Annotated in this window: 1 protein-coding gene; it reads left to right on the forward strand. The window is 61.3% G+C overall.

The annotated features are described in order from the left end of the window. Positions 1–27 precede the first annotated feature (27 nt). Positions 28–20,376 (forward strand): two-partner secretion domain-containing protein, encoded by a 20,349-nt coding sequence (locus HWV67_RS31530; protein ID WP_178126921.1) that lies wholly within the window; start codon positions 28–30, stop codon positions 20,374–20,376. Position 20,377: the final 1 nt, after the last annotated feature.

Raw genomic sequence — 20,377 nt, forward strand, 5'->3', positions numbered from 1 at the left:
CAGCTTTAGCTGAATCGAGACCACGACATGGATGTCCGTCAATTCGCTTTTCTCCTTCGCCAGCCCTCGGCGACCCTGCACCCGCGCGAGACTTTCTGCGGCCTGCCGAAACGCGCCCTGGCGTTTCTGCTGGCCAACGTCATGTTCTGGCAGCCGCTGTGGGCCCAGGCCGAAGGTATTGCGGTCAGCGCGGCGGGCACCCGCCTGGCGCCGGCGGGCAATGGCGTGCCGATCATCAACATCGCCACACCCAATGCCAATGGCCTGTCACATAACCAGTTCAAGGACTACAACGTCGATGCCCAGGGCCTGATCCTCAACAACACTACCAGTCGCACCCAGAGCACCCAACTGGGTGGAATCATCGTCGGCAACCCCAACTTCAGCGGCCGCGCCGCCGACATCATCCTCAACGAGGTCAACGGCGGCAGCGCCAGCCAGTTGCGCGGCTACACCGAAGTGGCGGGCAAGTCCGCCCACGTCATCGTCGCCAACCCGCACGGCATCAGTTGCGACGGCTGCGGCTTCATCAACACCCCGAAAGTCACCCTCAGCACCGGCAAGGCAGTGATCGAAAACGGTCAGATCAACCGCTACCAGGTCGACCAGGGCAACGTCTCCATCAACGGCGCCGGCCTCAATGCCAGCAACGTCGACCAATTCGAAATCATCACCCGCGCCACCCAGATCAACGCCCAGATCCAGGCCAACAAACTCGACATCGTCGCCGGCCGCAACGACGTCGATGCCCGCACCCTTGCCGCCACCGCACGCGCTGCCGATGGCAGCCAGGCGCCGGCCCTGGCGATCGACTCCTCGGCGCTGGGCGGCATGTACGTCAACACCATCCGCCTGGTCGGTACCGAGGCAGGAGTCGGGGTGAAGCTGGCGGGCAATATGGTTGCTGGCGGCGATATCCAGATCGATGCCAATGGCAAGCTGAACCTGGGCCAGGTGTCGGCGGGCGGTTCGGCGACGGTCAAGGCGCAGGGGATTGATGCGCAGGGGGCGGTGTATGCCGGTAAGGATCTGGCGGTCAGTAGTCAGGGGGATTTGAACAGCCGGCAGAGTCTGGCGGCGCGGGAGAGTGTGGCGCTGGACAGCAGCGGGACGCTCAGCAACCACGGCGTCATCGAAGCGGGCGTCAATGCCGACAACAGCCGTAACAGCGTGGGGGACGTGCGCCTCTCGGCAGCGCGCATCGACAACACTGGTACTACTGTTGTCGCCAGCCGCGACCTTACTGTCAGCACGGCCGAACTGGCGAACCAGGGCGGCACCCTGAATGCCGGGCGCCTCGCACAGATCGACGCCACGCGACTGGATAACCAGAACCGTGGCCGGGTCGTGGCGGGCAGCGTGGTGGGCAATGCCGATCAAGTCTTCAACAGCCAGGGCGGCCTGCTGCTCGGCAACGAAGCGCTGACCCTCAGCGCCGGGCATCTGGTCAACCGCAACGGCGAAGTGTCGGGGCAGGGTGATGTGACCCTGCGGCTGGCGACGCTGGACAACATCACCGGCCTGGTGACTGCTGGCCGCTCCCTGAGCCTGGACGTGAGCGGCGCGGTGAACAACAGCGCCGGTCAGATCGGCGCGGCCCGCAGCCTGAGTGCGCGTGTGGGCAGCCTCGACCAGCACGACGGTGGTCGTTTGCACAGCGACGGCGACCTCAGCCTGGACCTCAACCGTGGCCACCTGGACAACCGCAACGCAGTACTCAACGCCAGCGGCCAGTTGACCCTCAACAACCTGAACACCGTCGATAACCGCCAGGGCGAAATCTCCAGCAGCCGCGCCTTCATCGTTGCTGCAAACAGCCTCGACAACGGCGCCGGCAAGCTGTTGAGCGATCAGGGGCTGACCCTGCGCATCGCCGGGGCGCTGAACAACGGCGCCGGGATGATCGCCGCCAACGGCGTGCAAATCGACGTCGCCAGCCTGCTCGACAACACCAAGGGCGTGTTGTCCAGCCGCGGCGAGCTGGACGCGCGGGTAGGTGGGGCGCTGGCCAATACCAGCGGCACTATCACCGCGCAGGGCGACAGCCGGCTGGCGGTTGGCAGCCTGAATAACAACGCCGGGCGCCTGCTGGGTCAGGCGGCCGTCAATCTCGACCTCAATCGCGGCCATCTGGATAACCAGGGTGGTTTGATCAACGCGCCGGGCCGTCTGTTGCTGAGCAACCTGTCCAGCGTCGACAACCGCACGGGGGAAATCTCCAGCACGCTGGGCTTCGAGCTACGCAGCGACAGCCTCGACAACCGCGACGGCAAGCTGCTCAGCCAACAAGCCCTTGCCCTTGCCATCGCGGGCCTGATCGATAACGGCAGGGGCCGTATCGACGGCGCTTCCTTGTTGATGCGCGCTGGCACCTTCGTCAATGGCGGCGGCCGGATCACGGCGCGGGAGGGTCTGGGACTGACGGTCACCAGCAATCTGGACAACCGTAGTGGCGAGCTACTCGCTGGCAATATTGACCTGGTGCTCGGCGCGCTGGACAACGGCGGCGGCCGTGTCCAGGCAGACAATCTGCTGAGGGTTTCCGGCGGCGCGATCGATAACCGTAGCGGCACCCTAGCCAGTCAACGCGATCTGGAACTGAGCGTAACGAGCCTGGACAACCGCACCGGCGAATTGACCAGCAATGCGGCGCTGACGGCGACGCTGGCCGGCCAGTTGCTGAACCAGAGTGGTCTTTTCAGCGCCGGTGGCGATCTGCGCCTGGTCAGTGGCGACCTGAACAATCAGCAAGGCCGACTGCTGGCCGGCAACGCTCTGGAATTACGTGCTGGCCTGCTCGATAACAGCTCCGGGGGGCGCGTTCATGGGCAGAGTCTTGATGTTAGTGTCAGCGGTCTGGACCAGCGCAATGACGGTCGTCTGTACAGCCGCAGCAGCCTGAGCCTCGATCTCAATCATGGTTATCTGAACAACCAGGGCGGCCTGATTAATGCGCCGGGCCAACTGCTGCTGAACAACCTTGCACAGGTAGACAATCGCCTTGGCGAGCTGTCCAGCAACCAGTCGTTCCTGCTCCGGGCCAGCACCCTCGACAACCGTAGCGGCAAGCTGCTCAGCGAACAGGCACTGACGCTGCGCATCGCCCAAGCGCTGGACAACGCCGCTGGGCAAATCTCTGCATTGCGGCTCGATGCCCAGGCTGGAGGCCTGGCCAATGGCGGCGGCAGCATTGGTGCGACCCAGAACGCCATTCTGCGGGTCGATGGCCTGCTCGATAACCATACCGGCGTGCTGTTGGCACGCAATCTTGAACTGAGCGCCGCTTCGCTGGACAACCGTAGCGGCAAGATCCAGGGCGACCAGACCCTGGCGATCACCAATGGCGGGGCACTGTTCAATAGCGCTGGCAGCCTGAGCGCAGGGGATCAACTGACCCTCGCTACCGGCAGCCTGGACAACAGCGGCGGTAACTGGTCCAGCAAGGGTAGCCTCACGGCCGTGATCGCCGGGCACTTGTCCAACCAGGCCGGGCTGGTGGCGACCAGTGGTGACCTCGACCTGACGCTCGGCAGCTTGGACAACCGGCAGCAGGGCCGGATCGCCAGCCAGGCCAATCTACTGATCCACAGCGGCGACCTTGATAACCGCAACGGCAACCTGACAGCGGATGGCCGGACACAGATCACGGCCAGCCAACTGCTCAACCAGGCTGGCCTGTTGAATAGCACGGGCGACCTGAGCCTGAATGCCACCGCGCTGGACAATAGCGAAAGCGGTCGCCTGTACAGCCAGGCGGGTGTCAGTCTCGACCTGAACGGTGGTCACCTGAACAACCAGACCGGCCTGGTCAATGCCCCGGGTCAACTGCTGCTCGCCAATATTGGCTCGATGGACAATCGCCACGGCGAGCTCTCCAGCAGCCTGGGCTTTGCCCTGGCGACTGCTTCGTTGGACAACCGAGGCGGCAAGCTGCTCAGCCAGCAGTTGTTGACACTGCGTATCGCTCGCGCGCTGGACAACAGCCTGGGACTGATATCTGCCGCGCGGCTGGATGCCCATACGGGCACCCTCGGCAATCTGCGCGGCACCCTGAGCGTCAGCAAGGACCTGGCACTGGGTGTCGATGGCTTGTTCGACAACAGCTTCGGCGAACTGCTGGCCGAAGACATGACGCTGACCCTCGGCTCGCTGGACAACCGTCACGGTCGCATCCAGGTCGATCGCAACCTGACGCTGAGCAGCGGCGGGGCAGTGCTCAACAACGCCGGGCAACTGATTGCCGGCAGCCGCCTGAGCCTGGCTGCCGCCAGCCTGGACAACAGTGGCGGCACCTTGACGAGTAATGGCTACCTGGAAGGCCGGGTCGTCGCGCAGCTACTCAACCAGGCTGGTCTGCTGGCCGCTAATGGCGATCTGGTGCTCGGCCTGGGTAGCCTGGATAACCAACAGCAAGGCCGCATCACCAGCAAGGCCAACCTGCTGATCGAGGGCGGAGTGCTGGATAACCGCAGCGGCTACCTCGCCGCCGACGCGGACGTACACCTGACCGCCAGCAGCTTCGACAACCGCCAGGGCGACCTTTACGCCCGACAGCAACTCGACCTGCGAGCACACGGCGAACTGAACAACGCCAAAGGCACCTTGCGCAGCGACGGCACCTTTGACCTGAAAGCTGGGCAGGTGGATAACAGCGGCGGCGGCCGCATCAGCAGCGCCGGTCAACTGACCGCCAGCCTCAGTGGGCTCGACCAGCACAGTGACGGACAGTTGCTCAGCCAGTCGGCCATCACGCTCGATCTCAACAATGGCCATCTGAACAACCAGGGCGGACGCCTAAATGCTCCTGGCCAACTGCTGCTGAATAACCTGGGCAGCGTCGACAACCGTAGCGGTGAGATTTCCAGCAACCTGGCCTTTACCTTGGCTGCCGAAAGGCTGGGCAACAGCAGCGGCAAGCTTCTGAGCGAACAAGGCCTGACGCTGCGGATCGCGCATGCTCTGGACAACGCGGTGGGTCTGATTTCCGCCCCCGTGCTGGATATTCGCGCGGGCAGTCTGGGCAACCAATCCGGCAGCTTCAGCACCAGTGGTGCGATCAGCCTGGTGGTGGACGGTGCGCTGGACAATCAGGGCGGCAAGCTTCTGGCCCGCAGCGCGACTGTTACCAGCCGCTCAATGGATAACCGTCAGGGCTTGGTGCAAAGCGATACCACCCTCGACCTGAGCAGCCTCGATGGCCTCGATAACCGTCAGGGCACGTTATTCGCGGCGCTGGGTTTCGACCTGAAGGCCGGCAGTGCCGACAACAGCGGCGGCAAACTGAGCAGCGACACCCTTCTGACCGCGCGGATTGCTGGGCAGTTGCTCAACCAGACCGGCCTGTTCAGCAGTGCCGGGACCCTGAGCCTCGCCGCTGGCGCGGTGAACAATAGCGATGGCGGACGTATCAACAGCGTCGGCCAACTGGACGTCTCGGTCTCCGCACTGGACCAACATGCCGATGGCCGTCTGTACAGTCTCGCCGGCGTTACCCTCGACCTGAACAACGGTCATCTGAACAACCAGCGCGGCCTGATCAACGCACCCGGCGCGCTGCTATTGCGTAACCTTGCCAGCGTCGACAACCAGGGCGGCGAAATATCCAGCAGCCAGACTTTCGAGTTGCTGGCCGCGAGCCTGGACAACCGCGCCGGCAAGATACTCAGCCAGCAGACGCTGACTTTTGGCATTGGCCAACTGCTGGACAACGGCAACGGTCAGGTATCAGCGGCGAAGCTGAGCCTGAGCGCCGGCACGTTGAGCAACCGGCTCGGCACTCTTGAGGCTCGCGACAGTCTGCGCGGCCAAGTCAGTGGCGAACTGGACAACCGTGAAGGTCGCATCCTGGCTGCCAGCGCCGTGCTCGCTAGCGCCTCGTTGAACAACGACAAAGGACTGATCCAGGGCGATGCATCGCTGGAGTTGCGTCAGCAGGGCGCTGTGGTCAACCGGGAAGGGCGACTGGTGAGTGGTCAGAGCCTGACCCTGAGCGCCGCCGCCTTCGACAATAGCCAGGGCAGCTTCTCCAGTGATGGCGTCCTGAATGTGACGCTTGTTGGACAGTTGCTCAACCTTGGCGGGGTGCTGGCCTCAGGGAGCAATCTGAGCTTATCGCTGGGCAGCCTGAACAACGGCCAGCAGGGGCGGATCGACAGCAAGGCCAATTTGCTTGTCGACGGCGGTGCGCTGGACAACAGCAGCGGCGGTCGCATCAGCAGTGTTGGGCAACTGACCGCCCGTGTCAGTGGTCTTGATCAGCATGGTGCCGGTCAAGTACTCAGCCAGTCGGCGATCGCGCTCGATCTCAACGACGGTCACCTGAACAATCAGGGCGGGCGTATCAATGCTCCGGGCCAATTGCTGCTGAACAACCTCGGCAGCGTCGACAATCGGGACGGTGAAATTTCCAGCAACCAGGCCTTTACTCTGTCTGCCGGCAGCCTGGACAACGGTGGCGGCAAGTTGCTCAGCGAGCAGGCCCTGACCCTGCGCATCGCCCGTATTCTGGAAAACACCAAAGGCCTGATTTCCGCGCCGGCGCTGAATATCAGCGCCGGCAGCCTGGGCAACCAGTTCGGTAGCCTCAGCACCGCCGGTGCGCTCGTTCTCAACGTGGGCAGCTCACTGGACAACCAAGGCGGTAAGCTCCTGGCCCACAGCGCGACAGTGACCACTGGTTTGCTGGATAACCGTCAGGGTCTGCTGCAAAGCGACACAACCCTGAACCTGACCAGCACCGGCGTTCTCGACAATCGTCAGGGCACCGTGTTCGCCGCGCAGGGCTTCGACCTGAACGCCGGCAGTGCCAACAACGGCGGCGGCAGACTGAGCAGCGATACACGCCTTACCGCCCAAATCGCCGGCCCCCTGCTCAACCAGTCCGGCCTGTTCAGCGCTAGCGAACTGCGCCTGACCGCCAGCAGCCTGGACAACAGTGGCAAGGGCACCGTGCATGCCGGTCAGCAAGTGGTCCTGCAGGTTGACGGTGCGCTGAACAACGCACAAGGCAGCATCGACAGCGACGGCACCCTGATCGTGGCAGCGGGTGAAACCGACAACAGCAACGGTGGGCGCATCAACAGCGACGGCCAGTTGGATGTTTCCGTCGCTGCACTGGATCAGCACGACGATGGCCGTCTCTATAGCCTCGCCGGCGTTACTCTCGACCTGAGAAACGGTCACCTGAACAACAAGGGTGGCCTGATCAACGCACCGGGCGTGCTGTTGCTGCGCAACCTCGCCAGCGTCGATAACCGGGGCGGTGAGATTTCCAGTGCCCAAGCCTTCGAGCTGGCTGCGACCAGTCTCGACAATCAGAACGGCAAGCTGCTCAGCCAGCAGGCCCTGACGTTGCGCATTGCCCAACTGCTGGAAAACGGCAAGGGCACGATTTCCTCCGATGCCGTGGATGTTCGCGCGGGGCTGTTCAACAACCTGGCGGGCAGCCTCGAGGCTCGCAATGGCCTGGCCCTGCAGGTCGCCGGCGCGCTGGACAATCGTCAGGGCAAGCTGCTTGGGATCAGTACTCACCTCGCGAGTGCGAGCCTGAACAACGATGCAGGCCTGATTCAGGGCGACAAGGACCTGACCCTTACCCAGACCGACGCCATCAGCAACCGCGGCGGTCGCGTGTTGGCCGGGCAGAACCTCACCGTGAGCGCTGATCGCCTCGATAACGGCCAGGGACGCTTCGCCAGTGATGACCGCCTGGCGCTGACACTGAGCAGCAGCGCGCTCAATCAGGGCGGTGTGCTGACCGCGGCCGGCGAACTGCAACTGACCGCTAGCAGCCTCGACAATCAATTCGCAGGGCAGATCTCCGGCAAGAGCAACCTGACACTGACCACAAATCGCTTCGATAACCGTGGCGGTCATGTGGTGGCTGTGGAGCAGTTGACGATCGACAGCCTCAGTCTGGATAACCGTCAGGCTGGTTTGCTCAACTCCGGCAAGGCCATGACCCTGCGGGTGGGCACATTGGACAACCGCGCGGGCGAGGTCGCCAGCGTCGGCAACCTCACTGTCAGTGGCAGCCGGTTTGACAACAGCGGCGCCGGTCGCCTGATCGCCAATGGTGATCTGCAACTGAACCTGGCGTACCTGGGTAATCAGTCCAAAGGCGTGATTTCCGCACAGAAGGCCCTCAGCTTCAGCGGCGGCGAACTGGACAACAGCGATCAGGGCAGCCTCTACGCCAAGACCGGCTTGAGTCTGATCTTGCGCGCAGACAACGGTACAAGCGGTCTGCTGAAGAACCGCGTCGGCATCCTGCGTAGCGATGCTGCACTGAGTGTTGAAAGCGTCACCCTGAACAACGACGGCGGTCGTGCCAGCGCTGCGGGTGCCTTGACTCTGGCCGTGGCGGACGCCATCAGCAACCTTGGCGGCGAATTGCTCGGCAGCAGCAACCTGACCCTGTCCGGCGCCAGTCTCGACAACAGCCGAGGTCGCCTTGCCGCCGATGGCCTGCTGCGGGTTACAACCGGCACCCTGATCAACCAGCAGGGCCGCCTGACCAGCGCCGACCGCCTGGAACTGACCGCTGAACAGACTGACAACCGCGCCGGTCGTATCGCCAGCGCGAAGGCCCTGAGTGCCAGCTTCATTGGTCTCGACCAGAGCAACGGCGGTGAACTGTTCAGCAACAGCGCCCTGACTCTGGACATGCACGGTGGCCTGCTCAACAACAATGGTGGCCTGATCAATGCGCCGGGCCCGTTGGTGTTCCGCAACCTGGCCAGCGTGCTTAATCAGCGCGGTGAAATCTCCAGCGAGCAAAGCTTCATCCTGGCAGCGCGCAGCTTCGACAACAGCGGCGGCGCGTTGCTCGGTGACGCGGCATTGGAGCTGCTGATCGAACAGGCCCTGACTAACGTAGGCGGCGAGATTTCCGCTACCGGCCTGACTACCCGCGCCGCCTCGCTGGATAACCGTAACGGCCTGTTCAGCAGCACCGCCGGCCTGACACTCAACCTCACCGGCAACCTGCTCAATGCTGGCGGTGAAGTCTCTGCCGCCACGCTGGCAGTGGTCACCGCTGCAGCGCTGGGTAACGGCAATGGTCAGGTCATGAGCGACAATCGCCTCGACCTTAACCTGAGCGGGGTGCTGTTCAACCAGGCCGGAACCCTTGGCGCCGGTCGCGCTCTGCAGGTAACTGCCGCCAGCCTGGACAACCGCAACAACGGCAGTCTGGTCAGCGACGGCAGCCTGGATCTGACAGTCAATGGCCTGCTGGACAACCAGGCGGGCGGCAACCTGCTGGCCAAGGGCGCCATGCAGTTGCTGATCATGACGCTGGACAACCGGGGCGGTCGCGTTTCCGGCCAGAGCACCCTGACCCTGCGCGGCACCTCGGCTGACAATCGTGGCGGTGTGATCCGCGCGAGCCAGGCCACTACTGTGGGTCTGGCCCAGTTGAACAACCGCGACGGCCTGCTGGGCAGCGCCCAGGTGCTGGAACTCAATGCGCGTCAGCTGGATAACCAGAGCGGCCTGATCAGCGCCACCGGCCTGTTGCGGCTGAGCGCCGACAACGTGACCAACGCCAAGGGCCGTATCGCCAGCCAGAGTGATCTGGAGGCCACGGTGGGTGTGCTGGAGCAGCAGGGCGGTGAGCTGGTGGCCCAAGGCGACCTGAGGCTGAGTGGCAACGAACTGGACAACCGCAATGGCGGTCTGGTCGGCAGCACAAAAGCGCTGAAACTTGAGGTCGCCTCCATCGCCAACGGCGCCGGGGAACTCTCCAGTCAGCGCGAACTTGTCCTCAGCGGCCAGCTACTCGACAACAGCGCCGGCAAAGTGTTGGCCGGGACCCGTCTGGAGCTGACGGTCGCCCGGGTCGTCAACCAGGCGCGCGGCTTGCTCTTTGCTCAACACCTGAGCCTGATGGGCAATCGGCTAGACAATGGTCAAGGCACCCTGGCGGCGCAGGACTCGGTGACTGTGCAACTGAGCGCCACGGCCGCGCCATTGCTCGACGGTGCACTTCGCAACCGCGAAGGTCGTATTACCAGCGAGGGCAGCCTGAGTCTCAGTGCGGAGCAACTGGATAACGCGACCGGTAGCCTGTCCAGTGCCGGCGCGCTGGAGGTACGCAGCGGCACCGCGCTGCTCAATCAAAGTGGCACCGTCGAAAGCGCGCAGACGCTCAGCCTTGTCAGCGGGAGTCTGAATAACAGCGAGCAAGGCCTGATCAAGAGCCAGGGCGCCGCCACCGTCACCACCGGTGCGTTCGACAACAGCCAGGGTGGACGCCTGATCAGCAGCGCCGGGCTCGATCTGACGGCCGGGCAGGTCAACAACGACGGGCGCATTGCCAGCGGCGGCATTCTCAATGCCAGCCTGAGCGGGCTGACGCAGCAGGGCGGGGAGTTGTTCAGCAACACCCAGCTGACCCTCGACCTCAACCATGGCAACCTGAGCAACGCCGGCCTGATCAACGCGCCAGTGCTGCTTCTGAATAACCTCGGCGAGGTGAGCAATCAGGGGGGCGAAATCTCCAGCCAGAACGCCTTCACCCTGGCTGCCCGCGGCCTCGACAACGGCAACGGCAAATTGGTCAGCAACCTCGGCCTGACCCTGCGTCTGGAGCAACTGCTGGGCAACGTCAGCGGCCGTATCAGCGCCGCTAGCCTGGATATCGCCAGTCTCGGCCTGACCAATACCGACGGCCTGCTCAGCAGCCGCGGCATCCTGACCCTGGCAGTGGGCGGTGCTCTAAGCAACCAGCGCGGTACCTTGGTCGCTGACGGCAAACTGCTGGTCAACGCTGCCAGTCTGGACAACCAGTCCGGCGAGATTGCCGCTAAGGCCGCGCTTGAACTGGATGTCGGTCGCATCGATAACCGTGCTGGCCAACTGATCGGTACCCAGACCGTGCGTGTGGGTGCGACCAGCATGGACAACCGCGGCGGCCTGCTCGGTGCCACAAAAGCGCTGAAACTCGAGATCGGCGAGATCGATAACCGGGGTGGCGAACTGACCGGCAATGGTGACGTCAGCGTCAGCGGCCAGACCCTGAAAAACAGCGACAACGGCGTAGTGTTCTCCGGAGCCAGCCTGACCCTGCTGATCCAGCAACTGATCAACCAGACAGGCGGGCAGCTCAGCGGCCAGCGTGTTTCTCTGACCGGTGATGGCCTGGACAACACCGGTGGCGCCATCCTTGCCCAGCAATCGTTGGAGTTGGGCCTCAGTGGTGGCCTCAACAACCTTCGCGGTCTGCTCAGCAGCGAATCCAACCTCAAGGTCAAGGCGCGCAACCTCGACAACAGCCATGGTTCCCTGAACAGCGCCAATGGTCTGACCCTGGAGGTGAGCGAGGCGGTCAGCAACCTCAAGGGCGAACTGCTCACCGATGGCGCGCTGGTACTGGGCAGTGGCACTTTCAACAACGAAGAGGGCAAGCTCAGCGCCAAGGGCGCAGTCAGCCTGTCCACCGGCACCTTGAGCAACCTCAAGGGCCAGCTCAACAGTGGCGCCACACTCGATCTGAGTGCCAATCAGGTCAGCAATGCCGGCGGCCGTATTGGCAGCGTCGATGCCTTGACTGCCAGCATTGGCGGCCTCGATCAGCAGGGCGGCAGGCTGTCCAGCAACACCCATCTGACCCTCGACCTCAACGGTGGCTTGCTGAACAACGACGGCGGCTTGATCAACACCCCTGGCACACTGCTGCTGCGTAACCTCGATAGCGTGCTCAATCATGGTGGTGAGATCTCCAGCAACCGTGCCTTTACTCTTGCGGCGCATAGTCTGGATAACGGCGGCGGGAATCTGCTGAGCAGCCAGGCCCTTGGGTTGGTGATCGCCCAGGCCTTGGGCAACGACAAGGGCCTGATCGGCGCTGCCAGCCTGGATATGGGGGTTGGCTCTTTGAGTAACCTCGACGGTGTCCTGAGCAGCCGTGGCAACCTCGGGCTCACCAGCAACGGCTTGTTGGACAACCGTCAGGGCGGCCTGATCAGCGCCGCTGGTATCTTGAACGTCAACAGCGGCAGCCTGCACAACCAGGGCGGCAACCTGCTCGGCGTTACTGGCGTGACCCTTGGCAGCGGCGTACTGAACAACAGCGATGGCGGTTTGATCAACAGCCGCAGTGGCCTGACCTTGGCTGTTAGCGATCTCGCCAGCGGCAATGGCGGCGAAATCTCGGCCAGAGGCGACCTGGGTCTGACCCTCGGTTCGTTGCTGCTCGGCAACGGTCGTATCGTTGGCGATCAGGCCGTCCGCTTCGATCTCAACAACGGCAACCTCGATAACAGCGGTGGTCTGATCGCGGCCAAAGGTGCCTTGAGCTTCTTGCGGGTTGGTACCTTCACCAATCAGGCAGGGGAGTTCTCCAGCCAACAGAACATCAGCGTCGACGCCAATCGTTTCGACAATAGCAATGGCCGGTTGATTACCAGTCAGGTACTGACGTTGAACGTCGGGACACTGATCAACCAGAACGGCCTGCTGTCCGGCTGGCAGGGTTTGGCCCTCACCGGTGGCAGCCTCGATAACCGTAGCAAGGGCACCTTGTCCAGCCGCAACGGTGCACTGACCCTCGCCCTCAGCGGTGCCGTGCTCAATGGTAACGACGGCGCCCTGGTCAGTCAGGGCCGGATGGACGTCAGTGCCGCCAGCTTCGACAACACCGGTGGCATCGTCTCCAGCAGTGCTGCGCAGACCCTGACGATCAGTGGCCTGCTCGACAACAGCGTTGGCGGACAGATCGACAGCGGCGCTGGGCTCGAGCTGACGGTCGGCAACCTCGACAACCGCAGTGGCCTTGTCACCGGCAGTGCCCAACTGACTCTCGACCTTGCCGGTGTGCTTTACAACCAGAGCGGGACGCTGCTCAGCGCCGGTGCTCTTTGGCTCAAGCGCGCGCTGCAAGTGCACAACAGCGGCGGGCAGATCGTCAGCCAGAACGGCATGAATCTGTCGCTGGGCACACTGGACAACAGCGGAGCGGGCACTATTGCCGCCAGGGGCAATCTGCAGGTCAACGCCGCCAGCGTGATCGACAACAGTGCGGATGGCCGGATCTACAGCCAGGACGCCGATGTCAGCCTTGGCGCCGTTCAACTGCTCAACGAACAGGGCAAGGTGCAAGGGCAGGGCAGCCTGACCCTTCATGCATCGGGAACCCTGAACAATCGCAGCGGCGGGTTACTGTCGCGTACAGGCAACCTGCTACTCGACGCGGGCAGTTTCGATAACGCTGGCGGTACCCTGGCGAGCCTTGCGGGTGCGGTGGACGGCAATGTCACCAACGAACTGCACAACAACGGTGGCGTGATCCAGGGCCAGCAACTCACCCTGTTCGGCGGTTCCCTCGATAACAGCGACGGTCGCATGGCCGCCCAGACCGGTGATGCACGCGTCAGCGGCGGCAATCTCACCAACACCCGAGGTGGGCTGTACGCCAAGGGCCTGGTGCGGGTGGACGGATTGGCCTTGGACAATGGCAGCGGTCAAGTCGCAGGCAATCGTGTCGAACTGGCGCTGCGGGATGACCTGAGCAACCGATCAGGCGTGATCGAGAGCGACAGTCATTTGTTGGTAACGGCGACCGGCGTAGACAACCAGAGCGGTGTGCTGCGCGCGCTTGGCGAGGCAGGGAAGAGCGACTTCCAGGTTGCTGGCGTGTTCAACAACCAGAGCGGCAGGCTGGAGGTCAGCAGCGCCGATCTGATCCTGAAGGCCGCAGGGCTGCGCAACCTGGGCGGCAGCGTTCTGCACGCCGGGCTTGGGACGTTCGACATCTCCACCGCCAATGTCACCAACAGCGGCGGCACCTTGGTCACGCGTGGCGGGCTGACGCTGACTGCAGATAGCTGGATCAACAGCAGTGAGATTCAGGCGGGGCGGTTGACCGTCAATGTGGGCGAATTGACCCAGACGGAAAACGGGAAATTGCTCGCGGTCGAGAGTTTCACCGGCAGTGGTGGCAACTGGAGCAGCGCGGGACGGATCGAGAGCGATGGCACCCTTTCCCTGGACCTGAGCGGCAGCTTCAACAGCACTGGCCGGCTGAGCAGCGTGGGTAACCTGAGCCTCGCTGCGGCCAGCTTGTCACTGTCCGCGGCCGGTCGTCTCATGGCAGGTGGAACCGGTGTCTTGACCCTTGGCGGGCAACTGACCAACAGTGGTCGCCTCACCGCTGCCGGCGATCTGACCCTGAATGCCGCGACCATGAACAATCATGGCACGTTGGGGAGCACCCAGCGCCTGACCTTGAGCGCGTCGAACCTGCTCAACGAGCAAGGCCTGATCTTCAGCGGTGGTGATATGGCGTTGTATGCGGGCGCTTTCACCAACCGGTATGCGGATGTTTACAGTCTGGGCGCGTTGAGCATTGGCAAGGATGCCGCCGGTGGTCGGGCGCTTTCGGTTTTGAATCGGTCGGCGACTATCGAGTCTGTTGGTAATCTGCGGATTGCGGCGGATGTGGTGGAGAATGCCAAGGATCAGTTTGCTCTTGAGTCGAAGTTGCTTTCTGGAAAATTGAGTGCGATTTGTCTGTTCAACTGCTATGTGGACGACGGGTCATACAGGGGGTGGGGGCAATATGTCCTCACTGAAAAATTTAAGTCTGTTGCAGTAATTGATAGTGCGAGCTCTTCCATTTTATCTGGAGGTGATCTCCGGGTGTCCGGAGGAAGGTTTTCCAACCTCTATAGTACGGTTTCCGCTGCCGGTAATATCAATGTTGAGGTTTCGAACTTTCAGAATGAGGGCTCGCAGGTTGGTAACTACAGTGTTCGCAAATATTATGAGCCAGCTCGGGATGCTAATGATGTAAAGAACGGTGCTCAATTCGGGTATGTAGTTACTAACATTTTTTATGATTACAATCGTAGAAATAATCCTGACTTCCCTGTCTTGGAATATACGACTGCAGGCACCAAGGGGCGAGTTGTATCTCTTGAGGAGTATGTGGCCACTGGCTCCATGGATGGGCATGGAGCTGAGGATAAAACCTACCGACTTGTGCCTTACGCGAAAAGTAATACGGACACCGGTGTTATGGCAATCTGGTATCCGGAAGGTTTCGAGCTTGACTCTGATAGAAATATAGCCTCTCAGGGTTATGTAATGGTTAGCAGTGCGCCAGATGAATATTATTTCGGTGGGAAAGGGCTGATATCTCAGTTTGATCCCAATAACCTGATCGCCGCACCAACAGAAATTACGTCGCTTGCATTGAAGAAGACGGAGGTAATTGGCGAGTTTTCAAATTACATGTCCACTGTCCAAGCCGGCGGTGCTGTATCCATTACCGCCAGCAACTCTATCAGCAACGGTTCTGTCACTCCTTTTGCATCCATTACAAAGGGCGCAAACCGGGTACAAACCACATCTGTCAGTTCGGCAAATCCGTCCGTCAATATTCCCGGCAGTCAATTTCCGCCCGACCTGGCCCAACAGCAAGTCAATCCATTGACCCTTCCCGGCTTCAGCCTGCCTGAGGGCAAGAATGGGCTGTTCCGCCTGAGTCAGCAGGCCAATACCGTCGGCCAGATCACGCAGGCCGATAGCGGCTTGCAAAACTGGACGCTGAGCGGAGCCACCATCGATCTGACCCAGCGTGAGCGAGCACTGCCGGAAAGCCAGGGCCGCAACCTCCAGCTCGATGACATCGATCAGCTGTCTGCCAACACCCGACAGCTCACCATTGCTGCACGTACAGCCGAAACCATTGGCGCCACCGCCACCTCCATCAGTGTTTCCAATGTTGGTGCCGTGGACAACGGCACTTGGCAGTCCGGTCGTAGCAATGGCGGCGACATTACCCGCAGCGACGGCATCGGCAGTCAGGGCGCAACTGGTGCTGCTGGCGGCGCGGTCAGCGCTTCGGGCCCGAACGTAAACGCCGGTCTGGCAGCGACCGACCGTGATACCCGAATCACCTTGACGACCCCTGGTGGGCAGTCGGGCAACGGTGGCCTCCAACTGAGTGTTCCAGGCCTGTCGACTGGGGATCGCAGCACAACGGTGGGTCAGGTTGGAGGCAACCCTGCCGATCCGCAGACGCCTGGTCTGACGCCGGGTAGCCGCGATACACAGATCACACTCACCACTCCGGGTGGTGCCGGGCAGCCAGGCTTGAATGTGCCCGGCCTCTCCACTGGTAGCCGCGATACTTCAGTCATCTCCGGCCAGCCTTCAGGCACTCGCCCAGACCTGCAACTGCCGGGGCTGAGCCCGGGCGAGCGTAATACTCAAGTGGCTGTGACCACCCCCGAGGCCTCCGGCACCAATCTGCCTGGTATGACGTTGCCTGAACTGACGCCGCAGGCAGCACAGGTCAGTGTGACCGCGCCAAAAGTCGCCAACGCTGCCACCGTTGCGTCGCTGGTGCGCGAGCCTCTGGCGGCTACCGCGAACGTGCAGCAGCCCGCTGTCCCGGCAGTCGATAGCCATGCCACTACTCAACCGACCACTGCCCAGACCATCGAGCGCGTACAGGGTCTGCCAGACCGCAGTGGCGTATCGCAGCCGCATAAATACCTGATCGAAACCAACCCGGTACTCACCGAACTCAAACAGTTCATGAGCTCCGACTACCTGCTCTCCGGCCTCGGCTACAACCCAGATGACAGCGCCAAACGTCTGGGCGACGGCCTCTACGAGCAGCGGCTGATCCAGCAGGCGATCGTTGCAAGGACCGGCGAGCGCTTCATCGGCGGCCTGAAAACCGACGACACGATGTTCAAGTACCTGATGGACAACGCCATCGCCAGCAAGCAGCAGCTCAACCTGGCGATCGGTGTGGGACTGACGGCAGAGCAGGTTGCGGCGCTGACCCACGACATCGTCTGGCTGGAAGAAATGGAGGTGAACGGCGAAAAGGTGCTGGTGCCGGTGCTGTACCTGGCCAACGCCAACAACCGTCTGGCACCCAATGGTGCACTCATCGCCGGCAATGACGTCACCCTGATCGCAGGCCAGGACCTGCTCAACGCAGGCACTTTGCGCGCGACCAACAACCTCTCGGCGATGGCTGGCAACGACATCATCAACAGTGGCCTGATCGAAGCAGGTAATCGTCTCGACCTGCTGGCCGGCAACAATATCGTCAACAAGGCCGGGGGCATCATCAGTGGGCGCGACGTCAACCTGACCACCGTGCTGGGCGATGTGATCAATGAGCGTTCGATCACCAGCGTCGATCGCAATACCAACCTGGTGAACCAGCGCACCGACTATGTCGGCAACGCTGCGCGAATCGAGGCGGCCAACGACATGAGCATCAACGCCGGTCGCGACATCCTCAACGTCGGTGGTGTGCTGCAAAGCGGTCGTGACATGGGCCTGCAGGCCGGTCGCGACGTGCAACTCATTTCTGCCGAAGCCACCAGCAGCACCAGCTATGGACGCACCACTACCCAGGTCATAACCCAGAACGGCTCGACGGTTTTAGCTGGTCGTGACTTCAGCGCCGTTGCAGGTCGCGACTTCACTGCCATTGCCAGCCAAATCGATGCACAGCGTGATATCGACATCTCGGCGACCGGCGACATGACCATTGCCTCGGCGGCCAATGAAGATCACTACGCCTACACCTCTAAAACCATCAAGAAACAGGAAGACCAGATCAGTCAGGTCTCCAGCACCCTCAAAGCGGGTAGCGACCTCGCTCTGAGTGCTGGTCAGGATCTCATCCTGAGCGCCAGCCGGGTCACGGCGGGTGATGAAGCCTACCTGGTAGCGGGCGGGAATCTTGCCCTGCTCGCGGCCGAAGACAGCGACTATTCGCTGTACGACATGAAGAAAAAGGGGAGCTTCGGCAGCAAAAAGACCAAGCGCGATGAAGTCACTCAGATCACCAATATCGGCAGCGAGATCACCACGGTTGGTGATCTGGTTCTGAAGAGTGGTAACGACCAGTTGTATCAGGCCGCCAAGCTCACCAGCGGTGGCGACCTGACCATAGGCAGCGGCGGCGATCTGACATTCGAAGCAGTCAAAGACCTGCATCAGGAAAGTCACGAGAAGAGCAGCTCTGATGTCGGCTGGTTCAGCATGAAGGGCAAGGGTAGCACCGATGAAACCGTGCGCCAGAGCGAGATGGTGGCCCAGGGTGAACTGGTCATCAAGGCGGTTGGCACCATCCACACGGACGTGTTGCAGGTCAACCAACAGACCGTGCACGAATCCATCGACGCCATGGTCAAGGCCGATCCGAAACTGGCATGGCTGAAAGAGCTGGAGGCGCAGGGCGGAGTCGACTGGCGGCAGGTGCAGGAGATTCATACCAGCTTCAAGTATTCGAACTCGGGGTTGGGGCCGGCGGCGCAGATCATTATTGCGATCATTCTGGCGGCGGTTGCCGGGCCGATGTTCAGCGGGCTCATCGGTACCGGCGCAACAGCGGGTACGGCCATGGCGTCTGCAGGCTTCACTGCGACTGGAACTGCCGTTAGTGCCGGCTGGGCGAACGTCGCACTCTCTGCCGTGGCTACCTCCGCAGCTACGAATGCAACTGTTAGCACTATCAACAACCGAGGCAATCTCGGGGCGGTATTCAAGGATGTGACTTCTACAGATGCCATGAAGGGATATGTGGTTTCTGGAGTTACGGCCGGGCTGACGGCTGCGTATTTCGATGGCTGGACCGGTACCAAGACGGACCTGGCAACTTCGAAGGTCATCGGACCCAAGCTCTATACCCTAGAGGGCATCGGTCAGTTCGCCGCTAACCAGACGTTGCAGAGCGGTACGTCGATGCTGCTCGGCAAGGCGCTGGGACAGGACGTTAGCGCAAGCGATGCACTCAGAAGTGCGATGTTCAACACCTTGGCAGCGGCCAGCTTCAATGCCATCGGCGACTACACCAAGCAGTTCGGGATAGAAAACGGCTCGATGGAGAAAATTGCCATTCACGCCTTGGCGGGGGGGCTGTTGTCCAAGGCAACAGGTGGTGATTTCCGGACCGGGGCGCTGGCGGCAGGGGCCAACGAAGCTCTGGTTGTGCAACTCAATAAATGGGTGAACGGCGACGAAAACCTGTTGACGATGAGTTCACAAATTGTCGGTGTGCTGGCGGCGGCTACTCAGGGTGATGCTGATGCTACGAGCCTGGAAAAAGGCGCATGGATTGCGAAGAACGGCACGCAATACAACTTTCTCGGAGACCACTCGGCCAAGCAACGTGACGAGGCTCGGGACAGTTACTCCAAGGATGGGAACCTTGCGGCTGCAAAAAAACTGTTCGGCTTGGAAGGTAGCGATCAGCGCAGTAATGGTTTACTGGATGCCTACAAGAAAAACCCTGCTTCGCTGAGCAACGCCGAGAGGGTGGAGCTCCAGGCTTATTTACAGGTATTTATCTACGAGCAGACTCAAGCGTTGGGGGTGGCGGGAGCGAAGGCGAGTCTTGATAAGTTGCTTTACGGAGATGTGGCTCGTGGTTACGACTATGCGTATGCCGGCCGGAAGGAAGAGCAGACGGCCTGGGCCAACGAAGCCCGTAGTCAGATGGGACTTTGGGAGAACCTTGTCTGGCAGCGCGACAGGACGGAAAACGAGCAAATCTACTTTGATGCGCGCAGCACGTTGCTTCTTGCACAGCAACAGTCGGGACTGAGCTCTATTGGTGAGCCAGTAATTTACTTCTTGCCTGGTGGTCTCGGTAAAGCGATCACTTCTATTGCAGCGTTGAATGGTGCGGGTCAGGTTGGCTATGGCGTAGGACAGGCGTCGGATGGCGACCTCTGGAATGCTGCGGGAAATATCGCGCTTGGTGCTTTGCAGATGCTGCCTTATGGGGTTGGCAAGGGTGGTTCGAGCAGCGCAGGGGCTAAAGGGGAGGTCGCTGGACTAGAGAAGCCCGGAGCTGTTCTGGTTGGTGGCAATGATAATAAATCTCCGGTATCTTCTATCGATACATTGCTAGTTGATGGTAGTAAGGCAACTGTATTTGATACAGCTTCGCTGGCTCAAAGAATCGCTGATATTCGAACGTCGTTGCCTTCAAAGCTGAAAGGGGAGGGGAATATGGCTGTTGCTGAAATTAATATCGACGGATTGCCATCTCAACTGGCGGCCCATAGCCGGATTAACAATCCTACCGCTGCTCAACAAGCACAGGGTATTGTCGGTGAAGGGAGTGGTTTATTTCAGACTCAGAGTGTGCCTAATAATTCTGGAGTCTTGGTGCCAAGGGCTGGCGACTCAGAGGCGAAAATACTGGATAGTATCGCGCAAAAGCTTGGTGAGAATTATAGTGCGGTAGGTGCCGTCACTATATTTACAGAGCGTCCAGCGTGTAGTAGCTGTTTGGGCGTGGTTGAGCAATTCAAAGTTAAGTATCCTCTGGTTACAGTCGATGTTCTAGATAATAATGGAGTGGTTATGCGCCCTCTTAAGGTAAGGCAGTGAT

Origin of the sequence: Pseudomonas sp. Marseille-P9899 (genome assembly GCF_903166565.1) — a bacterium.
Taxonomy (GTDB): Bacteria; Pseudomonadota; Gammaproteobacteria; order Pseudomonadales; family Pseudomonadaceae; genus Aquipseudomonas; species Aquipseudomonas huaxiensis.